At 65.9% G+C, this 24084-nt stretch carries 25 protein-coding genes and 1 pseudogene; 8 read left to right on the forward strand and 18 right to left on the reverse strand.

Annotated features, from left to right (window positions below; translation table 11 throughout):
• Positions 1 to 114: 114 nt before the first annotated feature.
• Both DKM19_RS51735 and DKM19_RS17715 read right to left on the reverse strand, forming a co-directional pair.
• Positions 115 to 597: pseudogene (locus DKM19_RS51735) on the reverse strand (NADPH:quinone reductase); the annotation flags it as partial.
• Positions 598 to 844: 247 nt separating this feature from the next.
• The gene (locus DKM19_RS17715; protein WP_239514302.1) at positions 845 to 1357 is read right to left on the reverse strand and encodes a TetR/AcrR family transcriptional regulator; all 513 of its coding nucleotides are present in this window, start codon (positions 1355 to 1357) and stop codon (positions 845 to 847) included.
• A 408-nt stretch (positions 1358 to 1765) separates the two neighbouring features.
• Between DKM19_RS17715 and DKM19_RS17720 the strand changes: the two genes are divergently transcribed.
• Entirely contained in the window at positions 1766 to 2644 is an 879-nt protein-coding gene (locus tag DKM19_RS17720; RefSeq protein ID WP_110696650.1) for a helix-turn-helix transcriptional regulator, read from the forward strand.
• Between the two features lie 244 nt (positions 2645 to 2888).
• Here DKM19_RS17720 and DKM19_RS17725 read toward each other — a convergent pair whose 3' ends face one another.
• Both DKM19_RS17725 and DKM19_RS17730 read right to left on the reverse strand, forming a co-directional pair.
• The gene (locus DKM19_RS17725) at positions 2889 to 3188 is read right to left on the reverse strand and encodes a hypothetical protein (RefSeq protein WP_110696651.1); all 300 of its coding nucleotides are present in this window, start codon (positions 3186 to 3188) and stop codon (positions 2889 to 2891) included.
• Positions 3189 to 3553: 365 nt separating this feature from the next.
• Positions 3554 to 4147, reverse strand: a complete 594-nt coding sequence (locus DKM19_RS17730) for a hypothetical protein (protein ID WP_110696652.1) — start codon at positions 4145 to 4147, stop codon at positions 3554 to 3556.
• 989 nt (positions 4148 to 5136) lie between these two features.
• Between DKM19_RS17730 and DKM19_RS17735 the strand changes: the two genes are divergently transcribed.
• Positions 5137 to 6453 carry a peptide ligase PGM1-related protein gene (locus DKM19_RS17735; protein WP_204358837.1) on the forward strand — a complete coding sequence of 439 codons (1317 nt, stop codon included), beginning with the start codon at positions 5137 to 5139 and terminating at the stop codon, positions 6451 to 6453.
• Positions 6454 to 7276: 823 nt separating this feature from the next.
• Entirely contained in the window at positions 7277 to 8986 is a 1710-nt protein-coding gene (locus tag DKM19_RS17740; RefSeq protein ID WP_162641554.1) for a cellulose binding domain-containing protein, read from the forward strand.
• A 240-nt stretch (positions 8987 to 9226) separates the two neighbouring features.
• Here DKM19_RS17740 and DKM19_RS17745 read toward each other — a convergent pair whose 3' ends face one another.
• Genes DKM19_RS17745 through DKM19_RS17755 form a run of 4 tightly spaced genes read right to left on the reverse strand, consistent with a single transcriptional unit; the run spans position 9227 to position 11286 of the window.
• The gene (locus DKM19_RS17745) at positions 9227 to 9436 is read right to left on the reverse strand and encodes a hypothetical protein (RefSeq protein WP_239514303.1); all 210 of its coding nucleotides are present in this window, start codon (positions 9434 to 9436) and stop codon (positions 9227 to 9229) included.
• A complete protein-coding gene (locus DKM19_RS49510; protein ID WP_162641144.1) occupies positions 9433 to 9729 on the reverse strand; it encodes a hypothetical protein in 297 nt (98 codons plus the stop codon). Before DKM19_RS49510 ends, DKM19_RS17745 begins: the two co-directional genes overlap by 4 nt.
• Positions 9730 to 9762: 33 nt before the next feature.
• On the reverse strand, positions 9763 to 10689 hold the full coding sequence (locus DKM19_RS17750) for a GlxA family transcriptional regulator (RefSeq protein WP_110696655.1): 927 nt from the start codon (positions 10687 to 10689) through the stop codon (positions 9763 to 9765).
• A 12-nt stretch (positions 10690 to 10701) separates the two neighbouring features.
• A complete protein-coding gene (locus DKM19_RS17755) occupies positions 10702 to 11286 on the reverse strand; it encodes a cysteine hydrolase family protein (RefSeq protein ID WP_110696656.1) in 585 nt (194 codons plus the stop codon).
• Between the two features lie 418 nt (positions 11287 to 11704).
• Here DKM19_RS17755 and DKM19_RS17760 point away from each other — a divergent pair, with 418 nt between their 5' ends.
• Complete coding sequence (locus DKM19_RS17760) at positions 11705 to 12124, forward strand: HIT family protein (protein ID WP_110696657.1); 420 nt, start codon at positions 11705 to 11707, stop codon at positions 12122 to 12124.
• 96 nt (positions 12125 to 12220) lie between these two features.
• Here the strand turns inward: DKM19_RS17760 and DKM19_RS17765 are convergent, their stop codons facing one another.
• On the reverse strand, positions 12221 to 12970 hold the full coding sequence (locus DKM19_RS17765; RefSeq protein WP_204358838.1) for a carbonic anhydrase: 750 nt from the start codon (positions 12968 to 12970) through the stop codon (positions 12221 to 12223).
• Between the two features lie 440 nt (positions 12971 to 13410).
• On the opposite strand from DKM19_RS17765, the gene DKM19_RS17770 reads away from it, so the two are divergent.
• Positions 13411 to 14301, forward strand: coding sequence for an RDD family protein (locus tag DKM19_RS17770; protein ID WP_162641555.1), 891 nt, complete (start codon positions 13411 to 13413; stop codon positions 14299 to 14301).
• 115 nt (positions 14302 to 14416) lie between these two features.
• Here the strand turns inward: DKM19_RS17770 and DKM19_RS17775 are convergent, their stop codons facing one another.
• Positions 14417 to 14962 (reverse strand): SMI1/KNR4 family protein, encoded by a 546-nt coding sequence (locus DKM19_RS17775; protein WP_110696660.1) that lies wholly within the window; start codon positions 14960 to 14962, stop codon positions 14417 to 14419.
• A gap of 429 nt (positions 14963 to 15391) precedes the next feature.
• On the opposite strand from DKM19_RS17775, the gene DKM19_RS17780 reads away from it, so the two are divergent.
• Positions 15392 to 15778, forward strand: a complete 387-nt coding sequence (locus DKM19_RS17780; protein ID WP_204358839.1) for a hypothetical protein — start codon at positions 15392 to 15394, stop codon at positions 15776 to 15778.
• A gap of 221 nt (positions 15779 to 15999) precedes the next feature.
• Here the strand turns inward: DKM19_RS17780 and DKM19_RS17785 are convergent, their stop codons facing one another.
• Together DKM19_RS17785 and DKM19_RS17795 are read right to left on the reverse strand one after the other, a co-directional pair.
• Positions 16000 to 16557 (reverse strand): GNAT family N-acetyltransferase, encoded by a 558-nt coding sequence (locus tag DKM19_RS17785; protein ID WP_110696662.1) that lies wholly within the window; start codon positions 16555 to 16557, stop codon positions 16000 to 16002.
• A gap of 478 nt (positions 16558 to 17035) precedes the next feature.
• The gene (locus DKM19_RS17795; protein WP_239514304.1) at positions 17036 to 17815 is read right to left on the reverse strand and encodes a phosphotransferase; all 780 of its coding nucleotides are present in this window, start codon (positions 17813 to 17815) and stop codon (positions 17036 to 17038) included.
• A gap of 514 nt (positions 17816 to 18329) precedes the next feature.
• Between DKM19_RS17795 and DKM19_RS17800 the strand changes: the two genes are divergently transcribed.
• Positions 18330 to 18971 (forward strand): GNAT family N-acetyltransferase, encoded by a 642-nt coding sequence (locus tag DKM19_RS17800; protein WP_162641556.1) that lies wholly within the window; start codon positions 18330 to 18332, stop codon positions 18969 to 18971.
• Between the two features lie 68 nt (positions 18972 to 19039).
• Here the strand turns inward: DKM19_RS17800 and DKM19_RS17805 are convergent, their stop codons facing one another.
• The 4 genes from DKM19_RS17805 to DKM19_RS17820 all read right to left on the reverse strand — a co-directional run bounded on the left by DKM19_RS17805 (position 19040) and on the right by DKM19_RS17820 (position 21793).
• Complete coding sequence (locus tag DKM19_RS17805; RefSeq protein ID WP_110696665.1) at positions 19040 to 20404, reverse strand: tyrosine-type recombinase/integrase; 1365 nt, start codon at positions 20402 to 20404, stop codon at positions 19040 to 19042.
• A complete protein-coding gene (locus tag DKM19_RS17810; RefSeq protein ID WP_110696666.1) occupies positions 20401 to 20598 on the reverse strand; it encodes an AlpA family transcriptional regulator in 198 nt (65 codons plus the stop codon). Before DKM19_RS17810 ends, DKM19_RS17805 begins: the two co-directional genes overlap by 4 nt.
• A 449-nt stretch (positions 20599 to 21047) precedes the next feature.
• Positions 21048 to 21371 (reverse strand): hypothetical protein, encoded by a 324-nt coding sequence (locus tag DKM19_RS17815; protein WP_110696667.1) that lies wholly within the window; start codon positions 21369 to 21371, stop codon positions 21048 to 21050.
• Positions 21368 to 21793 carry a plasmid replication, integration and excision activator gene (locus DKM19_RS17820; RefSeq protein WP_110696668.1) on the reverse strand — a complete coding sequence of 142 codons (426 nt, stop codon included), beginning with the start codon at positions 21791 to 21793 and terminating at the stop codon, positions 21368 to 21370. The genes DKM19_RS17815 and DKM19_RS17820 overlap by 4 nt, the downstream gene beginning before the upstream one ends.
• A gap of 148 nt (positions 21794 to 21941) precedes the next feature.
• On the opposite strand from DKM19_RS17820, the gene DKM19_RS17825 reads away from it, so the two are divergent.
• Positions 21942 to 22454, forward strand: a complete 513-nt coding sequence (locus tag DKM19_RS17825; RefSeq protein WP_204358840.1) for a DUF4265 domain-containing protein — start codon at positions 21942 to 21944, stop codon at positions 22452 to 22454.
• Here DKM19_RS17825 and DKM19_RS17830 read toward each other — a convergent pair whose 3' ends face one another.
• Positions 22455 to 23171 carry a GntR family transcriptional regulator gene (locus tag DKM19_RS17830; RefSeq protein ID WP_110696669.1) on the reverse strand — a complete coding sequence of 239 codons (717 nt, stop codon included), beginning with the start codon at positions 23169 to 23171 and terminating at the stop codon, positions 22455 to 22457. It lies immediately after the preceding gene.
• Positions 23172 to 23562: 391 nt separating this feature from the next.
• Positions 23563 to 23907, reverse strand: coding sequence for a hypothetical protein (locus tag DKM19_RS17835; protein ID WP_239514305.1), 345 nt, complete (start codon positions 23905 to 23907; stop codon positions 23563 to 23565).
• Positions 23908 to 24084: the final 177 nt, after the last annotated feature.

The raw sequence follows: 24084 nt of genomic DNA on the forward strand, positions 1-24084 counted from the left end.
CCGGTGTCGCTGACCCCCGCGATGATGGCGTAACAGACCAGGGCCCCGCGCGGCCGCCAGCAGCCCGTAGGAGACGCGCGTCATGGGCCCGCCGATGTTGTCGAACACCGCGTCCACACCCCGGGGGGACAGCTCCCGGACGCGGTCGGCGAGGTTCGGGTCGTTGTAGTCGACGGGCTCGACGCCGGCCGCCCTGAGCGCATCGTGGTGGCGGGGGGACGCTGCTCCGATGACCCGGATTCCAGCGTGCTGTGCCAGTTGGATGAGGATTCCGCCCACGCCGCCGTTGGCGCCGTGCACGAGGATGGTCTGACCGGATTTGACGCGCGCCGCCCGGTGCAGCATCTGCCACGCGGTCACTCCGTTGACCACGACGGTCTCCGCGTCGGCCGGATCGACGCCGACCGGTACGACGACGCTGTCACGTGCCTCGACCACCACGTGACTGGCCCAGCCGCCGGTCTTCGTCAGCGTCGCGACCCGTGCGCCGATGAGCGAGACGTCCCCCTGGGGGCCGACCTGGAGGACCGTGCCGACCAGGTCGTATCCCGGGACGAAGGGGAACTTCGGCTGTCCGAAGTAACGGCCGCGGCGCATCGCCTGCTCGGCGTAGGAGATGCCTGTCGCCTCGACGGCGAGGAGGAGCCGGCCCGGCCCGGGGGCGCTCAGCGGCCCGGTTTCGATGATCAGGCCATCGGGCTCCACGAGGCCGGGCAGAACGACTCTCTGGCCGAGGTGGGTGTAGGGGATGCGCTGGTGTTCATGAGTGGCTCCGCTTGGGAAGTTACTGACTGATCAGTCACATCTGCGGGCCGAAAAACGGCCGCCGCGAGCCGGCGGTGCGTCAGTGGCTGATTCCGGCACTCACGGTGCGCGCCCAGCTTTCGTCGACGGCCCCGAGGTCGGCCTGGACGATGAGGTGGCAGAGCTGGCCGTAGGCCATGAAACGTTGCACCGCGGCCGGGTCCGCGCCGGACACCCTCGAGACGGCCTGCACGACCCTCGCGACCCCGCGGCGGACGGCGTCCCGGATCTCCGGGACGTCGCAGGCGCTCTGCGCGTGCACCTGCAACATGATCAGGTTTCGATCGCGGATCAGCTCCACGTACGCGGCCGACATCGCGGCGAGCACGTCGTCGGGGGCGGCGGACCCCGCGGCCTCACCGCCCTTGACGAGCGTGGCGGTGACCTGGTCGTAGCAGTGGTCGACCGTGGCGACGAACAGGCCGAGCTTGCCGGGGAACAGGCGGAACACGTAGGCGGGCGACACCCTCGCCGCCTCGGCGACCTCGGAGACGGGGGTGGCGTGGTAGCCGGCGTGCGCGAACGCCGCCACGGCACGGGACACGATCTTCACGCGCTGGTCCTCGGCGGTGGATCGTGGCGAACCGGCCGTTGGGCGAGCCGAGCTTGGTGACATGTGACTGATTGAGCACTCACAATATTGGGCTGTCAAGCCGCGGGTTCGGTGCACGGGCTTGGGGGCGTCTGATGGTTCGGCGTGGCAGGGCCATCCGGCCACGTTGCCCGCGCGCAGATACACCGTCATGGACGGGCCACGAGACCCGGTGATCAGGTGGAGCTTGAGCGACTCGGAACCGGGCGAACGGCTCCTCAAGGCGTAACAGGTCGGGGCCCGAGCGTGTGATCACCCGCAGAGGTACGGAGCGGGAGAGCGGGCTCGGCCGGGTTCGGTGACTAGGACGGCCGATCCTGGTAGTGGCGCGTCCACCTCGATAATCAATCGGTGACATAACGTGACAATATGGACGGCCATAATCTCCTCGGTGAGTTCCTACGTGCTCGGCGCCAGGTCACCACCCCAGAACAGGTGGGGCTGCTGCGCTCCGGTTACTGCCGGACCCCGGGACTGCGCCGGGAAGAAGTGGCGAGGCTGGCCGGGGTCAGCACCGACTACTACATCCGCCTGGAACAGGGACGCGAACGCCACCCGTCCGATCGGGTGCTCGACGCCCTGGTGCGGGCGCTGGATCTCTGCCCCGAGGCCACGACGCACCTGTACGAACTCGCCCACCCCGGGTCGCGGCAGCGCGGAACGACCATCCGGTCGGAGCAGGTGAATCCGGACCTGATCCGGCTGATGCACGGCTGGTCGCACACCCCGGCGATGGTGATCAGCCGCTGGATGGACGTACTGGCCATGAACCCGCTGAGCGTCGCCCTCCACAGTGACCTTGGATCCATGGACAACCTGCTCCGGCTGGCCTTCCTGAATCCCGCCGCGCGCGAGTTCCATCGGGACTGGGAGAAGGTCGCCCGCTCCCGGGTCGCCCACCTGCGCGCTTTCGCGGGAGCAGACCTCGACGATCCGCGCCTGACCGAGCTGGTTGGTGAACTTTCGCGCGAAAGCACGGACTTCCGCCGGATGTGGGCCCGCCACGACGTATCCGAGGTGACCCGGCAGACCAAGCCCCTCCGCCACCGTGAGGTCGGCGACTTGACCCTTACCTGCGAGATGTTCAACGCCGTCGGCGCCTCCGGCCTGCAGCTGGTCATCTTGCATGCCGAGCCCGGCAGTCCCTCCGAGCATGCTCTGACCAAACTGGGCAGCCTCGCCGTCACGACGGCCCTCCGCCCGGGTCCGCGCCACCGGCCCCGAGAAGCCTCAGGCCCCGCGAAGTAGGGGAGGCGCCTGTCCGGCCTTCGACGAGTAGCGGGGCGTAGCAGGGTCCGGTCCGCTCCGAAGGCGGCCAGGGGCTGATCTCCGAGTCCGGCGAGCAGGCGTTGGACGCTGGGCGGGATGTGCGTGGAGAGACGTCCGGATACGGGCGGCTTCCTGCTCGCCTGACCGCGCCGGCCTCGCACAACCGGACGGGCGTCTCGACACTCATGGGTCACCCGTACAGGGTGCCCGGGGTCACCCGGGATTAGGGCGGCTCCGCCTCTTCGCCTGCGATCGCGGTCAGGTCGATCGCCGCGAGCGTGAAGACGTTCCCCATCGCGAGCGGGTCGTGGCCGGTGGAAGCGAGCTGCCTGACGGCGGCGGCGACGAAGAACAGGACTCGGCCGATCTCCACCTCGTTGATGTCCGGCAGGGCGGTGCGGGCGAGGTCGGCGATCTCGACGGCGGTCGCACGGTCCGCGTCGAGCGCCGGGCCGGCTGCGCGGATCGCGGCGAGGACGACGGCAAGCTCCTCGCGCTCTCTGGGGGTCAGGCGGCTTGCCATCGGCCGGTTCTCCTCTGCGTGGGGGATAGGTCCAGTGTGGTCCCCGCGTTGAGTCGCCCCAACCCCTTGATGGGTCAGAAGGAGCTGATGCCGGCGTGAGCGATCCGAGGGCCCGAGCACGTAGTGGAGGGCCGTCGCGCCGACCCGTGCGGGGGGATGGTTCTCGGGGTCGGCCCGGATGTGGGAGGACCAGATCGAACCCCCCATCCGCCTTCCGGATGGGGGGCCAGATCGAGCTGCCCGGCCGGCGCCGGCCGGGAGACGATCTCGGTGAACGTACCCCCGACATCCATCTGGAGGAACCGGATCCGCGGGCGAGCCTGATCTGTCATGCCATCGCCTGTCGAGGGAAGTCGAGCAGAAGGCTAACTGCCCCACCTGAGGAGCCAGACCTGCCCGTCCGCGCCATAGCGGTTCTCCTGCCACGGGTCCGTTCGGGTGGCGCACGCCCCCGTGGAGGGGTCATATGAAGTGCAGAAATTCCATCCCTCTATGACATCCCAGGCGTTCCAGCCCACTCCGTAATTGGTGCCGCTCGTGCAACCCTCATATACGTAGTTGGGCGCCGAGTTTCCGGCACAGCTTGTCGAGGTGTGGGTGATGCTGACACCGTCGCCGCACCATGTGTGGTGGGCGACTCCCGCATGGGCGGCCGAATCGTAGGTCTCCAGAGACCAGCAGCCCGACGCGAGGCTTCTGTTACTGCTCTTGGAGTTTTCCTGGGTGGGGTCGGGAGGGCTCGCGGCGGATTTGGCCTGGGTGCCGTCGACCAGGGTGGGAGCGGTCTCCTTCTGGCGGGACATGTCGATGTAGTTGTCCAGCCCCCTGTCCCGGATCTCGACGGCTGTCAGAGCCCTGACCTTGGGCTTCGGGGGCGGTTCCGCCGCTCGGGGCTGAGGCGCGGGAGCGGTGGCCGGGGTGTTCGGCGGGGCGGGAGAGAACCCCCCGAGGCTGAACACGGCGGCCGCTGCGAAAGCGAAGCCGATAGCGGTTCGAGCGAATCTTCGCTTCGATGACATATGGCGTGCTCCTATGCATATTTTCGCGCCACGGTGGGATTTGTTGGTGTTTCTTTCTGTGACGCGACCTTGATGGCACAGGAAATATATAGACCGCCCTTTCGTGAGGCGAAGGATTTGTTTTCCGGAAGGGTAAACGAAAATTTCCTCGTTTCGGCGGTCAAGAATGTTGTGCGTCTTCGAAGTCCGTGATTCGGAACTCTCCGGCGTTTTTACGGTTTCCGTGCCGATCCGGTGGGTTGAGGGGGCGGGGCGCGTCATGCGGCGGGCCCGCCCGTCAGTGCGCGCGACCTCGTCCGAGGAGCGGTCCCTCGACCGTCGGCCCGTCCGGCCGCACGACGGGTGGGACCGCGAACGAAGCCGCCGGGCGCGCCCTTCGCGACGACCGCGAGCAGAGCCCCGGCAGCCAGGAACGCGAGGCGATGACATCGCGAATGGCTGTCGAAGGCGAGCCGCGAGACATCCTGGCATCAGAGCCGATGAGGCCTGCCAGTTTCTCGTATATGAGATCCACAAAAAGCGGAGATAAACATTCAATTTAAGAAAATTTACCAATTTGGCAATCAGCTGAGGATTGATCTACTTTTCAACATTTGCTAGACTTTGCGTTTGTGTGTCAACCCTGCAAGGTAAGTCCAACTTGTCTGGAAATGTCGACTTGCCTCGGATAGGAACGGTTCGTATTTCGCGATGGCCCGCGGCGTCAAAGGGGTGGCGCCGCTGGAGAAGCCGAGGTCTTCATGACACAGGGTGACGCGCATGAGCTACAGGCCTTCGACCGGTTGCAGCGGCGGCTCTGGCCCCTGTATTCGGCCGTCGGGAGTCAAGGACCGCGGGTTGTCGTCGTGGTGCCCAGCGTGAGCCTGGACGGTGACGAACTGCGGAAGATTCCGGGCATGATCCACTATGAGGAGCGGCTCCTCTTCACCATGCAGTTGCTCCGCGATCCGGATACGCGGGTCATCTATGTGACCAACAGGCGGCTTCACCCGACGGTCATCGAGTACGCACTCGACACCGTCACCTCTCTGCCCAATTCCCATGCCCGTCGCCGTCTCACCTTTCTGGACTGTGCCGATGGTGATCCGGTGCCCCTTTCCCAGAAGGTTCTGGGCCGGCCGGACCTGGTCGAGCAGATCCGGCGGGAAGTCTCGGGCTCGTCCCAGGCCTGCCTGGTGACCTACAGCAGTGGGTCACCCGAGCGCACGCTGGCTGTGCGCCTGGGGATACCTCTTTACGCGTGCGATCCGGCCCTGTCGTACCTGGGTTCCAAGAGCGGAGCGCGACGGTTCTTCCGGGCGGCCGGCGTCCCGGTCCTGGAAGGGTACGAGGACCTGAGAGACGAAGGCGACCTGATACAGGCGCTGGCCGAGCTGAAGTCCGCCCACCCGGAAGTGCGCGGCGCCGTCATCAAGTTGAACGACAGCTTCGCCGGTGGCGGGAACGGGCTCTTCTCCTTCGACGGCGCCCCCGATGCCGGCCTGGGGGACTGGGTCAAGCGAGAGCTTCCGCAACGTGTCGTGTTCGGGACGGGCACGGACACCTGGGAAAGCTATATGGCCAAGTGGCAGGAGATGGGCGGGATCGTAGAACGTCATGTCGATGCCGCGGAGACTCGGTCTCCGGCCGCACAGCTCGACATCACCCCGACGGGCGAGGTGCGCGTTCTGACGACCCACGACCAGATACTCGGCGGGACCGTGAAGCAGGTCTTCGTCGCCTCGGCTTTTCCCGCTCACCCGTCGTATCGGATGGATATCCAGGCACTCGCCTTACGAGCGGGGAAAGCCCTTGCCGACAGGTCCGCTCTTGGACTGCTCAGCATCGACTTCGTGTCGGAGCGAACCCCTGCCGGTTGGAGTCACTACGCGCTCGAAACGAATCTGCGCGTCGGCGGCGGAACGACGCCCTATTTTCATCTGCACGGCCTGGTCGAGGGTCGCTACAGCCGTGATTCGGCCGAGTATCTCACTCCCGATGGCGAACCTCGGTGCTACTACGCGAGTGACAGGCTGCAACGCGACAAGTATCGGATGTTCGGCCCCGACGATGTCATCGACATCGCTCTCCGGCATGGGTTGGGCTACAGCAGCGCCACCAGGTGCGGCGCGATCTTCTACATGCTCGGAGGAATCGAGCACACGGGGAAGGTCGGGATCATAGCCATTCACGGGACCCCTGAACGTGCCCGCCGGACCTATGACGGCGTCGTCGCGGCCCTGGACGCCGAGGCCCTATCCCGATGATCCGAGGCGGCACGTCACCGGGCGCCGGCCGTGGCCGAGTCCCGCTTCTCCCGGCAGGCCGGACCCGCCGACACCCCGATCGCCGGCGCACAGGTGATGCGTAGTCTCATCAGAGCGGATCCCCGCCGGAAGAGTTCGATGTCTCACACCATGCTCGATATCGGTCCGGCGAATCCATTGGAATAATCGCCGAGGTTTCCCTGAAATTCAGGGTGATTCATATCGCATGGTCGGTGAGATAAGCCCGTATCAGATGATCTTGCCTGGTCTGAGGCGTCTCAGGCCGGGATTTTTCTTTGTGGAATTACATGTTTCCCGTTGGGAGAGATGGAAAAACCCGCACCTGACGTCGAACGGGGATGGGTGGGGGGCTGTTCGGCCGGATGTCGCTCAACGTTTGCTGTGCCATGATGCTCTTCGCCGGCCGTCGCGATAAATTCGTGCGCAGATCTACTCGAACCGGCCATTGTCTGTGGCGATCGGCGAAAAGTGCTCGTCATGAAACGGGCGCGTCGATCCCCGGCTGGATCGCGTGCGCGGGATACAACAAGGTCATGGCTCCGACCTGGTGTTCCAGCTAATCGACTCTCCGATTTCTGTCATGTGATCGGTGTCATATGGGTGAAATGCAGGCGTTTAATAACAGTCTATTCATGGAAGCTCGAAACGGTGGGATCGAAAGATGAACCTAATGAATAGATCGGTTATATGCGCGGCTATTGCCGCGGTGGCCATCGGAGGGGCTGTCACACCGGCGACCGCGGCGAACCCAGAACCGGCCGCCGCAACCCCGGAACCGGCCGCAGCGAACCCAGGATCGGCCGTGGCGAGCCCGGGACCGCTCGTGGCGAGCCCGGAGCCGGCCGTGTTTCCCGACCCGCTGAGCGCCGTCGCCACGATCAAGGACTGGGGCGCCACTTTCGACGGCGAGATCAAGCTCACCAACACGGGGGAGGAGGACATCAACGAATGGACCGTGATGTTCGCCCTGTCGGAAGGCGTCACGATCACGAACATGTGGGGTGACGGGAAGAGAGATGTGAACGGGGGCACGGTGACCGTCACCCCCGTAGGTGACTGGGCCAGAACGATTGCGAAGGGTGCTTCCCGTACCGCCTCCTTCACCGGCATCGGGAAGATCGAACGCCTGCTCAGCTGCACCGCGAACGGCATGCCCTGCACGGGCGACGTCGGCGCCGGTGAAGAGGTCCGGCCCCCCGCACCACCCCAGCCCGGAGAGACCTGGGTGTCCAACCCGAATTTGAAGATCACGCAGAACGCACAGGAACCGAGCGACTACTACCAGGTCGTCTACACCGCGAAGAACGAGGGGACGAACGCCCTCAGGGACTGGGGCTTCGCGGTCGGTCCGGAGGAGGGGACCGTCGCCGACGACGCCTGGGGCGACGGCGAGCTGGTCAACAAGGACGCCCAGGTCGACGACGGTTACGCGCTCATGACCAATCCGGCGTGGGACAAGGACTTCGCCCCGGGCGCCACGAAGACGGTCACGGTCGGATACAAGGTCACCTCGACCGGCAAGCCGATCCCGGCCAGGCCGGGTATCGATGCCCGGACCTTCGCCATGCCGTTCGTCGACGCCGCCGGAGGGCCCACCCCGAACCTGGCGGATATCTCCACCAAGACGGGCATCAAGCAGTTCAACCTCGGCTTCATCACGGCGGCCAAGGGGACCGACTGCCGTGGGGCCTGGACCGGTACGGAGGCGTTGGACGCGCGGGGAAACCATCTGGTCCCGCAGATCAACAAGCTTCGGGACGAGGGCGGGGACGTGGTCCTCTCGTTCGGCGGCGAGAACGGGAAGGAGCTCGCCCAAGTATGCGAGGAAGACGCCCTGGCCACGGAGTATCGGGAGATCCTCGACCGGTACAAGGCCACCAAGGTCGACTTCGACATCGAAGGCGGCGCGCAGCGGGACCGTCCGTCCCTGGGGCGCCGGGCCCGCGCGATCAAGGAGATCCAGGACGAGTACACCGCCGCGGGCAAGCACCTGTCGGTCTCCCTCACCCTCCCGGTTCTGCCGACCGGTCTGACCGCTGACGGCCTGGGCGTACTCCACGCGATGAAGAATGCCGCCGTCCGCCTCGACGTCGTCAACATCATGGCCATGATGTTCGGTGAGGCCGCCGCCGACAGCACCAGGTACGGCGATTACGTCATCCAGGGCGCCAACGGTCTCCACGCGCAGCTCGAAGCCGAATATCCGAGAAAATCGGCCGCCGCGCTCTGGCGGATGATAGGGGTGACGCCCAACCTCGGCAACAACGCCGATCAGAAGGACAGCATGGGCAGGAAGGCCTTCTTCACACCGGCCCACGCCAACCAGGTGGCGGAGTTCGCCAGGAGCAACGGCATCGGAATGCTCTCCATGTGGTCGACCGGCCGGGACGTCTCCTGCCCCGGCAGCGCCGACACCTTCGGCCCGAACTGCAGCGGTGTCACTCAGGAGCCCTGGGACTTTTCCAAGATCTTCGCCACCTACACCGGGCGGTGGGAGCCGGGCATGAAATAACGAGCGCCAACCGACCGCTGCGACGGTGAGGGCATCGTGAGGCGAGAAGGCTCCCCGATACCCTCACCCATGTTCGACGTCATTCGGCGACTTTGCCGGTGCGGGGACCGTTGGGAACGGGCTTTTCGAGAGTCGCGCCCGACGGTGAGCTGATCACCGCCACGAAGAACGGCCTCGGCTGAGCGTTCCTGCCGGGGCGGCACTCCCGCTCCGGCCGGGCACTCCGGTGTCACGGCGGGTTCAGCGGACCAGCTCGTCGTGTTCGGCGAGGCGCAGTCTCTCCTCGGCGGTCTGCTCGACGCGGTTCATCGTGAACCGCAGGATCGGCGGGGCCATGAGCGAGGTCACGATGGCGACGAGGATGATGATCGTGTAGGTCTCGTCGTTGAGCACGCCGAGCCGCAGCCCCACCATCGCGACGATGACCTCGACGACCCCGCGCGCGTTCATACCCGCCCCCAGGGCAAGGGCCTCCCAGCCATCGCGAAGACGGTGACGTCCACGTTGTTGGCGAGCAGCGAGGCGGGCAGCAGATATCCCGTGGCGATGCCGAACCCCAGCGGTATGACGAACCCCGCGATGCCGATCTTCGCCGCGGTGGCGCCGCGGCGCCGTACCAGTTTGAAGTCCAGCTGGATGCCGGTGAGGCCGACCAGCAACAGCACGCCGATGTAAACCGTCGACACCGCGACCTGGCATCGGCCGTAAACGCATATGGCGTGGACCCGAAGAAGGACGTTCACGCCTGTCCCGCCTGCTTGGCTGATGGTCCGCTGTCACCGTCGTACCGGTGACCGGGGTTTTCCAGCCTGTTCGCGGGCGCGCAGGCGACGGAGCATCCGGGCGTCTTCGAAGCCGATCTCCCGGGCGGCCGCCTCGGTCGTCGAGCCCTGCCCGATGAGGTGCTCGGCCCTTTCCAGACGGAGCGCGGTCTGGTAGCCCAACGGCGTCGTTCCGGTCGCGGTCCGAAACAGCCGGGTCACGGTCCGTTCGCTGCATCCCACCGTCTCGGCGAGCAGGCCGAGTGGCAGGCGCTCGGTGAAGCGTGCGTCGATCAGATCCTGGATGCGGTGCACGGTCTCGTCGACGTGTGAGCGGTGCCGGAACATCACGCTGACCTGATGGGCCTGTCCGTTGCGGTGAGCGTAGACGACCATGGTCCGGGCGACCTGCCCGGCGGCGCGCGGCCCGTGTCGAGTGCGCAGAAGATGCAGGGCCACGTCGATGCCGCTGGCCACCCCCGCGGAGGTGACGACCCGGTCGTCCGCGACGTAGAGCACGTCGCGGACGACCACCGCCTCCGGATACAGGCGGGACAGTTCGTCCTGGACCGTGTGATGAGTGGTGCAGCGTCGGCCGTTGAGCAACCCGGCCCGGCCGAGCGCGTCGACGCCCGCGCATACGCCGGCGACCGTGCCACCGGCCGCGTGGTGGCCGCGCAGCCGGTCGATGGTCGCAGTGCTCACCGCGCGTGTCGGTCCACGCCAGCCCGGCACGATGACAAAATCGTCGGTGCCGAGGTCCGGCCACGCGTCATCGGCCCGAAGCGGCAGGCCCTGCACGGTGGCGACGTCCTTCTCCTCCGAGACGTAGGAGATGGTGTGGCCGTAGCCGAGATCGGCCGCCGTGGAGAAGACCTGAGCGGGTCCGGCCACGTCGAGCAGGTGCACCTGGGGAATGAGCAGGAAGACGACGCGTGACATGGTCCGATGAGCCTACTCGCCGGTCAACTCGTCGACCGTGCGGATGGCGGCGAACCGCCCCGCCAGCGCGTACTCCGTCCGCGCGATGATTTCAGCCACTCCCAGGGTCCGAGGGTCGTCACGGAGCTGTGGAAGCGTCTGACCGGCCGGAGCGTCGCGGTGGGGGATAGGGGTGGTCGCGGTGGCGTCAACGGCGAAGGTGACGTCGAAGCCCAGATCGGAGGCGACCCGGGTCGTGGTCTCGCAGCACTGCTCGGTCCGGATGCCGCACACGGTGAGTTCCCGGATGCCGCGGCGTGTGAGCATCTGGTGGAGGTTGGTGGTGGTGAAGGCGTTGTGCGCCGTCTTGGTGATCAACGGTTCGTCCGGGTGAGGAAAGAGCCCTTCCATGAGACGAACGTGTCCGAGAGCCGGATCGAACACCGTGCCGGAGCCCGGACGCGAGCCGAGAACCCATACGACAAGCTCGTTGTGAGCTCGCGCCGAAGAGACCAGACGGTTGACCTGCCCGACGATGTCCGGCTCCGAGACGAGCTCCCACTCCGGAAGCCGGCGGAAGGACTCCTGAACGTCGATGACGACGAGTGCTCTGTTCACTCGTCCAGGATGTGGTGATTCGATGGTGGATTGAAGGCACAGGACGGTCGAGCCGCGGACCGATCCGGTCACACCGGTGCGTTGCTTTCGCGAGCCGGGAGCGTCTCACGAACACGAGCCGGTGCTCGGCACGAGGATTCGCTCAGTACCTCGCCGCGGTGCCGACGATCGCGGCCTGAGAGGTGAGGAAGCATGAGTTCGGTCGCCAGGCACATCACCGGTCAGACCATCCACGTCAATGGCGGCGCCTTCACGACGCGGTAGCGACACCGGCCTGCCCCGACCGGTGCTCGTCCCTGGCCGACCTGCCCGTCGAACGGCTCGGCCGCATGCGCTTGACCGGCCACATTGGCACCTACGAGACTGCCGGTGATCCACGAATTCCCGGACGGCGAAATCCTGCGGCCAAGGACCGAACGTGAACAACTCCGCCCACTGCGTGTTCTGCGGGATCGCTGACGGAAGCGAACCTTCGGAGACCATCTACGAAGACGACCACTCGATCGCCTTTCTCAACATCGCCCAGGCGACCAGGGGGCACACGCTCGTCGTGCCGCGAAAACACCGAAACGACCTCTCGGACATCGAAGTCGATGAGGCGTCAGCAGTCATGCGTGCCACCGTCCAGGTGTCCAGAAAACTCACCCGCGCACTTCAGGCACCGGGGATCAATCTCTGGCACGCCAGCGGCAAGAGCGCGTGGCAGAGCGTTTTCCACTTCCACATTCACGTTGTCCCGCGCTACACCGGCACCGACCTCACACCGCCCTGGAGCGAGGTCGAGCTTCCCCTCGAATCACTGCATGACCTGGCAGCTCAGATCCGCCGGTTCTCCTGACCCGTCGCGGTCCGAAGCCGCTCCAGGCGCGTACCCGGTCATCCTCCGTGCGAGGTGCCGGGAGGCCGAGACCACCGGGTCCGAAATGTTGCAGGCTCAGGCGGGGGCGCCGTTCAGGATTTCGACCCGACCCGTGTCCAGGGAGTAGTAGGCGCTGACCACCGCCAGGTCTCTTTTGTTCACCAACGGCGCGAGGTCCTGATTGCCACGCAGGGCATCCGCGGTCAGCTTCACCTGGGCTTTCGCCATCGTCTCGACGGGGTCGGCACCGCCGTCCTTCGCGGCCTGCTCGTATGCCGGGCGCAGAGCCTGCACGATCGCCTGCAGGTTGCCCGGCAGCGGCTTGCCTTTCCGCAGAGACTTGTACGCGGCGGCTACCGCGCCGCGCCGCTGGTGACCGAGTACGACGATCAGCGGAGTCTCGCTGGTCATCGGCCCGTACTCGACGGATCCGGTGACTATCGGTCCCACGGCCAGCCCGCCGGTACGCATCACGTACAGATCACCCAGCCCGGTGTCGAAGACGAGCTCGGGCGGGACCCGGGAGTCGATGCACGACAACACCACTCCGTAGGGTTGCTGCTTGCTGGCCAGCAGCTCCCGGCGTGTGGGATCGCGGTCAGGATGTTCAAGTGCGCCGGTCACCCAGCGACTGTTGCCCTTCATCAGCCGTTCGTAAGCGGCCTTTGGCGAGTCTGGAAACGGTCCCGTGGTAGGTGCGGTAGATGCGGGCACCGCCTTGCTCACCACGTCGGCCGCCGAGCAACCGGCAAGCTGCGCCCCCGCAAGGGACACGGCACCTGCCAGCAGCGTTCGCCGCCCCGGACCGTCAGCTGGAACGCTCATGACCTGAATCCTTCCCACCCCGGGCCAGGCCCCGGCAATGGAAACGTATGGCGAGGATTTAGGAATCGTCCGCCATGGCCTGCGGTCTCAAGGGCGCTCGACGGCGTGTGAACCGCCCAGGGGCTGATGAGGCCTCCGTCCGAGGTGCCTCGAACCTTCCAGACAGCAAGTGCGTATGTGCGAGGGCCACCGGCTGAACCGCCGGAACCTGGCGATGAATGAAACGCCTCTCCACCGACCCCGGTCGGTCATCGGCGCGTACTGACCCAAGATCGCTAAAGTGTGCCCCAGCCTGCGAAAGGACCGTTTTGCCGAACTTCCCCCCGTTGTCGAGACCGGCATTATTGACCTGGACGGTGGCCACGGCCGTCGCCGCCTTCCCGACCTGGGAGGAGTGGAGTTTTCGGCTTCACCCCGGTCCGGTCAGGATGTACGCATGCATGGGTTCCAGGTGGTCGGAGACATCACCGCTGGGCCCCCTGCGCGGCGATCTCGACGGGATCATGCAGAACGTGGAGGCATGGGCCGTCCCCGCGCTGCTGGTGCTGGGGGGATTTCTCGCCTGCCTAGGTCGCAGGAATCCACGGAGCGTGGGACGGCGAACGGCAGGTGTTCTCGTTCTGATCGCGGTCATCAAGCCGGCCACCCCCCTCTACTCCTCGGCGGAGGAGTGCGGCGGCCCGATCCCCATCCTCAGTACCGAGTGGTTCGCCACGGTGATGAGCAGCTGGGGAAGCACCCAGCTCTGCCTCCTGGGCGCCGCCGCGCTCGTCCTGCTCGTCACCCGGATGATGAGCGATGCCACCTCGAGCCGGCCGGAGGCCGCCTCGTCGACCGGTGTGACCTGGCGCCGGCCGGTGGCGCTACTGATCGACTACGCGGTCGTCATCGTGGTCCTTGACTTCGTCGTCTCACCCATCCTGCGGCTGACCGGCGTCGACGAGTTCTTGTCCTCCATCTATCTGGACTTCGGGCTCTTGAACGAGGCGACGCTCTCGCTGGACAACGTAGATCTCGGACGGCTGCTCGTCTTGTTCGTTGTGTTTCTGTACTTCTGGGCGCAGCACAGTCTGTGGGGCCAGACACCGGGCAAGCGCCTGCTGCGCATCCACCTCATCTCCACGCGGACGGCGGTACGGCCGACGGTGGGAAGGACGGCCCTCCGCACGATGGTCTTCCCGTTCCTGGCCTTCGTGCCGGTCGCCGGGCCCGTCTTTCTCATCGTGGATGGGGTGTGGGCGCTTCTCGACCCCGAAGGCCGGGCGCTTCACGATCGATGGGCGAACACCGACGTCACCCGGAAGGTCTCGCACGTCCAAGCCCAGACGTAGCGGAACCGATCCTGGACGAGACCGAGGCGGCACCCGAAGCTCTAGGCCGGAGCACCGTGAGGGTCGATGAGAGCCGTCTACTTTTGTCCGTGAGGCCAGGTCGAATCGGACCAGGTCACTCCCTCTCGGATAGCCGTTGCCGAGCCATCTTCCACGGCTGTATCTCGCTGTCTTCGCCGGCGTCCTCCTCATACCAGCCGGTCTCCGAGAGCCAGACCTCCAGCCAGCCGGCCAGACTCTCGGAGTCGAGGTACCAGGCACGGTGCCAGTCGCCATCGATCCCGTTCGGTTCGAAGACCAGCACGGTTCCCTCGGGGCTCCGGCAGTCCACGGCGGCGTACATGCCGCATCCCCAGTCCAGGATCGGAAGGACACCCGCCGGCCAATGCACTTCACCGCCGGACTCCGACATCGAACGTTCCTCACGGTAGACGTTCGCCGCGGTGCGCCCTTCTCCCCAGAGCGGGAAGAGCCGGTAGTCAGGGCCGAAGCCTCCGTTGGCCACCTCGCAGTAGAGCCGTGCGAGTGTGGAGGGAAGTCCGAAACCCAAGACGCTCTCCGTCTGCGCCACCTCTTCCGTCGTCGCAGGAGGAGGCAACGGCTCTCCGGGAGCACTCGCCTTCACGGACACTCGCCGGAGAAGATCATCAATGTCTGTCATGGCGATGATCCTGCCATCCGCCCACGACAGATCTGCCGGTGATCGAGGGGCCTCGGGGTTGCATTCCCGGTTGCGATACAGGGGCGTTCGGAGCCGTTCAGGATGGACCGCGCATGCCCTCTGACCTGCATTGAACTGTCCGGTCGGGACCGAGGACGTGGGCGGGAGATGGTAGAGCCCGTAGGCGCACTGTGCGATCAGGGCACGTGACTTCATGGTCACACGCGAAACGTCGAGAACCAACGAGACACCCAACGCCAGGTCGTCAGGGTGATCGACGATACAGTCCAGGTCGCGAGTACGGCCTCCCACTTCCTGCGCAACAAGCGCGCGAGTGGCAGGAGTACCACCGCCAGGTCTCCGTGATGACCTCCTGGGCCCAGCCCGTCGACGTGGACTCGATCATCCAGCGCAGGGCAAGATATCCGCGTGACCACGGTCGTTCATCTCGAAACCGCCGTCGACCTCGACGAGCGGGCTGACAGCGACCCGCGCCGGGTATCGGTGTCGGCGACGCTCTCGGCCGTCCTCGACAACGGTCGCCGGATCACGCTGCTCGACGACCGGGGCTGGGGCAGCACCGGACTATGGGAGACGACGGCGGTCGGCGAGATCGAGGACACCGCTCGGACCGTGGTCGGCCCGGACGAGCCGGCCGAAGGTCAGACCCACGAGGAGGTGGCGGCCGCACACTGGACGCACCTGGTCGCCGTTCTGGGAGAGCGTGGCGTGGCAGCGGATTCGGACGCGCTGCGGAGGCTCCCGCACGCCGTCGTACTCAGCGACCGCCTGCGTAGCCGGGTCGCGACAGCCTGACCGGCTGCGTGCTCTGCTTGAACGCGACCTCCAGGCGGGCTCCCCAGATTCGTTCCAGGCCATGAGACGCCGGAAGTCAACAGGAGACGCTGAGAGCCGTACTGCCTGCTCAGTGAGGTGATCTCAGCAGGAGTTCGCCAGTGTGGTGTCCACCCACGTTCGCCGGGTTCGACGGCGCGCCGCTTCAAAGACGAACCCGGATTGGGGCCGGCCCAACCCCTCTATCCGGAGATGTTCGTCCCCGCTGTGGCCGAGTTCGTTGATGGGGACAGCCGGTAGTGGACCTCTTCCACCGGCGGCAGAGGAGCCGAGTGGCGCTGGACGCGGCCGGACGAGACGAAACCGAAACGCTCATAGAAGTGCCGGGCCTGGGCGTTGCCGGCCGCGACCCACAGGCCGATCTCCTCGTGGCCGTCGGCACGGAGCCGCTCCACCGCGGCTGTCATGAGCGCGTAGCCCAGACCGTCCGCCTGCGCCTCGGGCAGTACGTAGAGGGCGAAGACCTCGCCGCCGCCGATCCGCTCGTCGCGGCAACGGCCGAAGTTGACGAACCCGGCGATCCTGCCGCCGATCTCCCCCACCAGAAGCGGCGTACGCCCCTCGGCCAGGGCGCCTGCGAGCCCCTCCTCCATGCCTGCCACCGCGTCCGGTTCGACCTTGAGCGCGTCGAGATAGTCATCGGGCATGATCCCGCGATAGGCGGTCTTCCACGTGGCCACGCGCACGTACTCTCTTGCTTCGACATCCTCGGGCACGCCCGGACGGATCTTGTGCGTCATGCCTGTATGGTGCCTGATCGCCCGGCTGCAATCATCCGAATTTGGTACCAGGATCCAGCAGTCGGAGGACGGAGAACCCGAGGCGGACACCGTCCACGGCGGACCTCGCCAGTAGTGCGCCGGCCGTGAACGTTGGCCGGGTTGGATCACGCTGCTCGCGGCGTGGGTCGGCCCCAGCGTTGCTGTCGTTCGCTGCGGATGCGGGCGCGTTCACGGCGTTGCGCGGTGAGCGACGGTGCTGGATCGCAACCAGAACGGGAACATGACCTGCACGGACACGGACACCTTGCTCGCCCGACCGTCCCGTCTGCCGTCGACGCGCCCACAGGGGAAGCGGACCATGAGCCGACATCGTCACTCAGAACGCGGTGCTCTTGGCCGACGCTTATGAGGTTGCGCCGATGAGTACAAGATCGCCGGTCTGAGGACCGAGGCTCATCGGCTCCCTTTCCCGGTCCTGCCCTGGAGAGGAGCCCGGTCAGTGAAGCTCTTCGCGATGCCGCTCCACCCACGCGTGGGCGGCCTTGATCTCCTCGACCGCGCCCGAGGCACGCAGCCCTGCCATCGCCGAATCCCCGGCCTCGGCCGCCTGGTCGATGCCCCGCCAGCAGCGCTCCTGCCACCACAACACCGTCTCGACCAGAGGAGAGCGGTCGGCCAGGCCGTACCCGTCGCAGATCACTGTGGAGCGCCGGCCCACCTCAGCCGGGTCACTGCCTTCCCACCATCCGGCGTACTGCCAGCACAACCGAGCCACATCGTGGATCCGTTCACCGGGCGAGGCAAGGTCCCAGTCGATGAACGCGACCGGCCGCAGCCCCTGCCCAAGGTCGCGATAGACGATGTTGCCCGGCCACAGGTCGTTGTGGCAGACCACCTCGCTATCCCCGGCAAGAGCCGTACCGGTGGTCAGGTCATGCAGCTCCCGGGTCAGCTCACCGGCTCGGGCAAGACTGGCATCGCCGCTGACCGCCTCGGGTTGACCGCCCGCCCAGTCCCAGGCGACATGCCCGTCCAGAAAGGTCAGAATCTGCCGCCCCTGCCGGTCCGATCCCAGGAACCGGGGTGCGCCCGCCCATCCAGTCCGCTCCAGGAAGAGCAGCAGGTCGCGGACGAACTCCGGGTCGCCGTAGAAACCCCGGCCGGCCGGACGGCGGACGGTGTCCCCGACTCGGACCGCGCCCGTGACCTGGCCGCCCCGCAACACCTGCTCCTGCATGCCCGCCATGTGCTGATCAGGTTGTGTCTGTTCGCCCATGGCTGTCAGTCTGCCGTTCTCGTCAACCCGAATCTCAGCTTGGTGTTCGTGGCCACCGTTGCGTCGACCAACCACCTGAGCACCACCATTGAAATGACCATGACAGTTGTGTGGCCAGCCGAGGCACGGACAATTTCTCTTCGTCATAGGAGGGGATCACAGCGTCGAAGGTGGCCGAGCCCCTTCGCCGATTCCGTAGATCCGGAACTTGATGAACACTTCAAGATGCGTTCGGGGAATCGGGCCACCTTGGCGGGTGCGGGGAGGCGTGCAACGATCAAGGTCGCCGTCGACGCGGAGGGAAACGTTATCGCAGGTCGACGACCGTGAGCCGCTGAGAACGGGAATGGCCTGTAAAACCGTCGGCTCAGCCTACGCAGGTTCAAGTCCCGCACCTGCCACACCAGCTTTTCCCAGCTCAGAGCCCCGCAAGGGGCTCTTTTGCTTTTCCGGGACATGCAGCCAAACGCAGCTCCAAGCAGGCGCATGTCACCACTCCACCAATATGCGTGCAATGATCTTGGCCGTGTTTTCCCAGGTGATCCGGGCTTTCTGGCGCCGTGTCAGCCAACGTCTGACCCCTCAGCTTGCAGGCGTTGCCTTGGTGGCGATGACCGCTCAAGACGGGCATGCTGATCAAGTGATGGACGCTGTCGTAACGTGCACTGTTCGAACCGCCCGTCCAGGGGACCTGCCGGCGGTCCTGCAGATATACGCCGCCGAACGGGACCCCAACGACGACTCTCCCCGCGCAGTCTCGGATCTTGAACAGCAGACCTGGACACGAATGATGCGATCCGACGATCTCACCGTCTACCTCGCTGAGATCAACGATCAGGTAGTCGGGACGGCAACGCTGATGACGATGCCGAACCTGACCTACAACTGTGCCTCCACCGCATTTGTCGAAGCAGTCGTGGTTGCCATCGATCATCGCCGCACAGGCATAGCCACCGCGATTATGCGCCGACTCCTCAGTGACGCTCGATCTGCAGGGTGCAACAAGGTCCAACTCCTGTCCCACAAGCGCCATGCCGCCGATGGAGCCCATCGCCTCTACACCTCGCTGGGCTTCGAGCCGGAAGCGGAAGGATTCCGGCTCTATCTCCGGCAGGTTCCCGCCGCCGTTCGAGCCGCCCAGGTGACACAGCACTGAGAACCGATTCCCTGGAACGCAGAAGGACCCCGGAGCGCTTCCGGGGTCCTGGTCGTACGGCAGGCAGGTCATACGGTCAGCGCGTCACCGATTCGCTGGTTGGCCACCTCCTTCTGCCCGTCGAGGCACTTGGCGTAGACCCGCAAGAGGACGTCCACGCTGTGTCCGGCCCGCTCTGCCACATCGGGAGCCGAGACGCCCGCGTTGAGCCACAGAGACACCGCCGCATGCCTCAGGTCGTACGGTCTGCGCGCGAGAGGCGATGCCACCTGAGCGGGTGTGAAAGCCAGCTTCCGAGCTTCTTGCCAGACCTCGGTGTAGGCCGTCGAGCCGATCACTCCGCCGCGCTCGCTACGGAACAGACGCCCGTCTTCCCCGGTCCCGTACTCGTCGATGTGTTGCCGAAGGATCTTGACGAGTTCGGGCGGGATCGGGACCGGGCGCACGTCGTCACGACCACGATGCTTGAGCCCGCGTTCTTCGTGTGTGCTCCCGCTGTCCGTCCAGTGGGTGTTGACCTCTGGCCGGGAGACATCGACGGTCAGCCGTCCCCAGCCCCTGAGCGGTAGGTGACAGTCCTGGAGCCGCAGACTGACCACCTCGGCCGGACGCAGCGCCGCGTAGTACATACAGGCGAACAACGGCATGAGCCGCCGGCCCCGGCCACGTACACCCACGTAGGTGACCATGGTCAGGAGTTCCTGAGCCTGCCGCGGATTGACAGCGACACGGGGATCCACGGTCTCGGTGACCTTGGGCGGCTTCCACTTGACCTTGTGCAGAGGATTGGCGTCCAACTCCTCCAGCTCCACCGCGTACTCCAGGACGGCATGGAAGACGGCCCGCTTGCGAGCGATCGTGTTCGGGGCCGCGGCCTTGCCGTCGAGGCGGAGGGCGAGCGCGTCGAGTGCCAGCCGTACCGTCTTAGCGTCGTTCAGGGCGGCCAGGTCGAGGGATGCGGATCGAAGCCAGCGGACCGCCTGCGTCATCTCCGGCGAAGCTTCGGGCCGCTTGCTCTGCGGGAGGAGGAGATGCTTCCGGAGAGCTGCCCGCAGGGTCGCGGCGTCGGGACGGCCGGGATGTTCCTTGGTCAGGGCCGGAAGGACAGTGGAGAGCGCGTCGGACATGCTGTCCCGGCTCTTGGCCGCCGCGTGTGGCCACTTCATCTCGATGAAGGCCGCAACGAATTCAAGGATGTTCTGGGCATCCTTGGCCTTGATCATCGACAGGGGGAACCCGCTCTCGATATCGAACGCCTCACCGCGCTTGGCCGCCTGCCGCAGGTCCGACAGGAAGCTCTCGGCCAGAGCCTTGGTGCGGTAGGTCTTCGAAGAGCGCTTCCGGGCGACCGACCAGCGCACAACGTGTGAAGGCGTCTTGCTGGACTTGTTCCGGCTGATCTCGAAGAACTTGACGTCGTAGGAGGTGTTCACGCCGCCTCCCGGAGGGTTTCCAGCCAGGCCTCGAACTCGCTGCGGTAGAGGCGGATCTCGTCGTTGGGGAATCGCAGGCCGCGGGGGAATTTGCCGATCTCGCGCCAGCGGTAGAGGGTCCGGACGGATACACCGCCGAGCCTGTCGAGGATCTCGGGGACGGTCATGAGCTTGTCGTCGTCTTTCTTCTTCATGCCGCCTCCCTGGTTGACGAAGAATCCGGGGTGGGCAGGCCAGCAGCCGCCAGCCGACCAGCCGGGCGAACGAGGCCCGATCGACTAGTGCCCAGGCGGTGAGGCCGAGCAGCACCAGGGCGACGAGGCCGAGGCCCCATTGCCAGCCGGACAGCCAGGCCAGCGCACAGGGAACGGCGACGATGGTCGAGGCGATCGGGTAGCGCCAGAGCAGCCGCACCACACCGGCCAGCAGCCGCCAGGCGAAGATGATGAGGGTGACGATCGCCGGGGTCCGGAGAACGGCCGGACGGAAGACCACGGCGGTATCGGGGGTAGTGGAGACGAGGTGTTGCGCCTCGTCGCCAGGCAGTTTCTTGAACATTAGGCTTGAGCCCTCTCTTGATTCGCGTCTGGGGAGAACCGAGGGGCCGCCGGAAGTTGCACCTTCTGGCGGCCCCGCTTACCTCTCAGGCCGCCGAGTCCTGGTTGAGGCCGGGAAGCATGGGAGCGATTGACCGTTCGGCGAGCAGGTGCTCGCAGTCGGTCAGGTAGCGTGCGGCGGCGCTTGCGATGTCCTGGGCGAGGGTCACGTCCTGCTGGGTGACCGGACCGCTGCCCATGGTGGAGATCGACACCCGAGCCTCCGGGGAGGACAGGCTCAGAAATGGTCGCTTTCGCTCCGCCCCGAGCACCATGACCGACAGGTGAGGGGTGTTGAAGGAGACGCTGAGCCGGGCGCCGTGTTCGTCGATCGAGGCCGAGGCCAGGGTGTAGGGCCGGTGCTCACTCATGCGGCCACCTCTTTGCCGGCCGCCGCCTGCCGGGCCGGAGCCGCGGTGCGGGGAGCGCGCATCGCCCGTGCCCGGATGGACCAGGCCAGTCGGCCGGTGTTCTGGCCGACGTAGGCGGTGACGGTCATGGCGTCGAACTCCACGGGCACGAACGGCAGGCCCGGCAGCGCCGCCGGGGGAACCGGCTGCACCGGGGACAGAATCTTGACCGAGACCGTTTTCTGCCCGGCCTTGACGGTCGGATCGGCGTCCATCACCGCGACCTGCCAGATGAGTTCCCCGGTGTTCTTGTCCTTGGCGTAGACGGTGCGTCCGTTGTTGGAGGCGTCGAAATCCTTGACCTGCTCGACTTCGCCGACGATGTAGCAGCCGTGCGGGAAGACCTGCTCGAAGCTGATCGGAATGGGGCCTTGGATGGCCATGACGATGGTCCTTTCACTCTGGAAAACCGATGTTCAGTCGTCCACTTGTCCGATCGAGTTGAGAATAGTTTTTCTAACTCGTCCGTACAAGTGATTGAGCTAGAGAAGGCTTGGCTGGGCGTTGGGCGCTCAAGGCGGATGCACGATCATGTCGGTCATGGCCTCTATGACTTCACCGGAGCACGACATCACCGAAAACAGCAAGATCAAGATCTGGTTCCGGTTCGTGCCGCGAGAGGGCTGGCTTCCCTACAGCACCGAGGGGCTCTGGGCCACACGGCTCAGTGAGGACACCGCCCGCCTAGAGAACGCCCCCTTCCTGCAAGACGGGGTGGCCGAGGGGGAGGTCACGCGATTCACTACCGATGCCGACGGTCTCCACTGGGCTAAGGAACTCGTTGAGGCATCGGGAAACTGCACCATTCGGATCCTGCCCGTTCCCAGTGGTCCGCTCGGGCCAAGTGCCCAGGCCGTGCACGAACGGTTGGCGCCGTTCGGCCTGGGTGGAGAGGTCTTCAGCGAGGACTTACCTCTGGTTGCCGTCACCGTGCCGGCCGACGCAGAGCTTGGCCAGATAAAGGCGCTCCTGATCCGCGGCCAGGAAGACGGCTGGTGGCACTTCGAGGCCTCCTGCGTCACCGATGCCTGGCGCAACGCCTAGTCAGCCCACCGGGTAGACATCCTGGAGTTCGTGAAGATCACCAGGCAGCGCCGAGCTGATCACCAGGAGCACCGCCCCGGCAGCGTCGTACACAGTGGCCAGCACCCCGAGAACGGGCTTGGGAGAGCCGAGGAGTTCGGCCTCGTCCTTCGTCGGATTGCGCGCGGTCAGCCGCTCGGTGATGTGATCGAAGCGCAGGTGCTTGACCGCCCGGAGGTGCTGGCGGATCCCGTGCCGCAGCGGTTCAGGCTTGTCTAGGTCAGTGCCAAGCGCGATCTCCAGCGGGAACCACAAGGTCTCCACCGCAGACAGCCGGCCGCCCTGCTTGGCCACCCGCCGACGGGCGATCACCGGTGTCCGCTCCTGCACCCCCAGAAGCCGGGCGATGTGCCGGGGAGCCGGAAGGCGGCGCACATCGATGACACTCTCGGCGTCCTCGGCCTGCTCGGCCACGGCCAGGCCCGGCCGGACACGGTCGGGTGAGCTTTCCGGGCGGCCCTTCACAAACGAGCCGCGCCCGTGTTCACGCTCGATCCAGCCCTGCATGGCCAAGGTCTGCAGCGCCCGAACCACGGTGGTGCGGCCCACCCCGAACTCCCGCACCAGCTGCGTCTCGGACGGCAACATGGTGCCCGGAGAGTACTCGCCAGCCTCGATGCGCTGCTGAATCGCCGTCATCACCTGGGCGTACTTCGGTGGCGCGAAGTCCATGCTCATCTCAACCGCCCGATCAGTCTTCCACTTGTCTGCATAAGCACAGTACCGGCTGAGCAGCCACCTGTCAGGACCTCCACCAGCGCGAGGAACGGCTATCTCACCGCGCCGGACAGCAAACCCGCCCACATGATCCGCGCCTGCGCACACGACCACGCCTCACTCCGCGAAATGATCGTCTTTCCCTCGCCGGTGTTTGTCCGCTGAATAAAGGACAGGCCCGCCGACTCACACAATTCGTAAGAGACAACCCGGTGCTCATGACAGGTCCAGGCCACCACACGAATCCGTTCGAAACGGCAGAACGTATACCAAGTTAACGGCGAGTACGTATTCATCAATGCGGGCAGATGCGGAGCCGAACACGACGCACCCCAGACGCCCGCCTGGCCATTCACGAGGTGACGCGCTTAAAGCGCACCGACCCCGCCGGGTCCATGGTCGCCCGGAAGATCACCCGCCGGGACCAGTCGTCCGGCACGGTGCCGAAGTCGTAGACCCGGTGCGTGATGCGCCCCCAGGCCACCCCGTTCGGCGCCATCCGAAGGAGGTTCGTGCGCAGCGTGTCCATCACCGTGGCCTGGCCCGAACTGATCCCGCACGGCCCGAGATCATCGATTCCAGCGGTGGCGAACACCTCCCACTCGAACATCTCGACGACCTGCTGCGTGCCCTCGCAGTACAGGCAGTCCTCTCGCGCCGAGCTCCATGTGCAGGCCCATGGCCGCCACACATCCACGACGGGTGACGATCTTCCAGCCGCGCCCGTCGCATTCGTCGCACTTAACTGGTGTTGTCATGCCGAAAAGAATGTCTACATGAACTTTCCGGCCCTATCCCACGCAGGTATACCGCCGAGAATATAGAGTCTCGCTCTACAGCGATGTGCCACCTCGGGGACCAATGACCGGAGGGC

The organism is Streptosporangium sp. 'caverna' (genome assembly GCF_003203775.1).
In the GTDB taxonomy this organism is placed as follows: Bacteria; Actinomycetota; Actinomycetes; order Streptosporangiales; family Streptosporangiaceae; genus Streptosporangium; species Streptosporangium subroseum.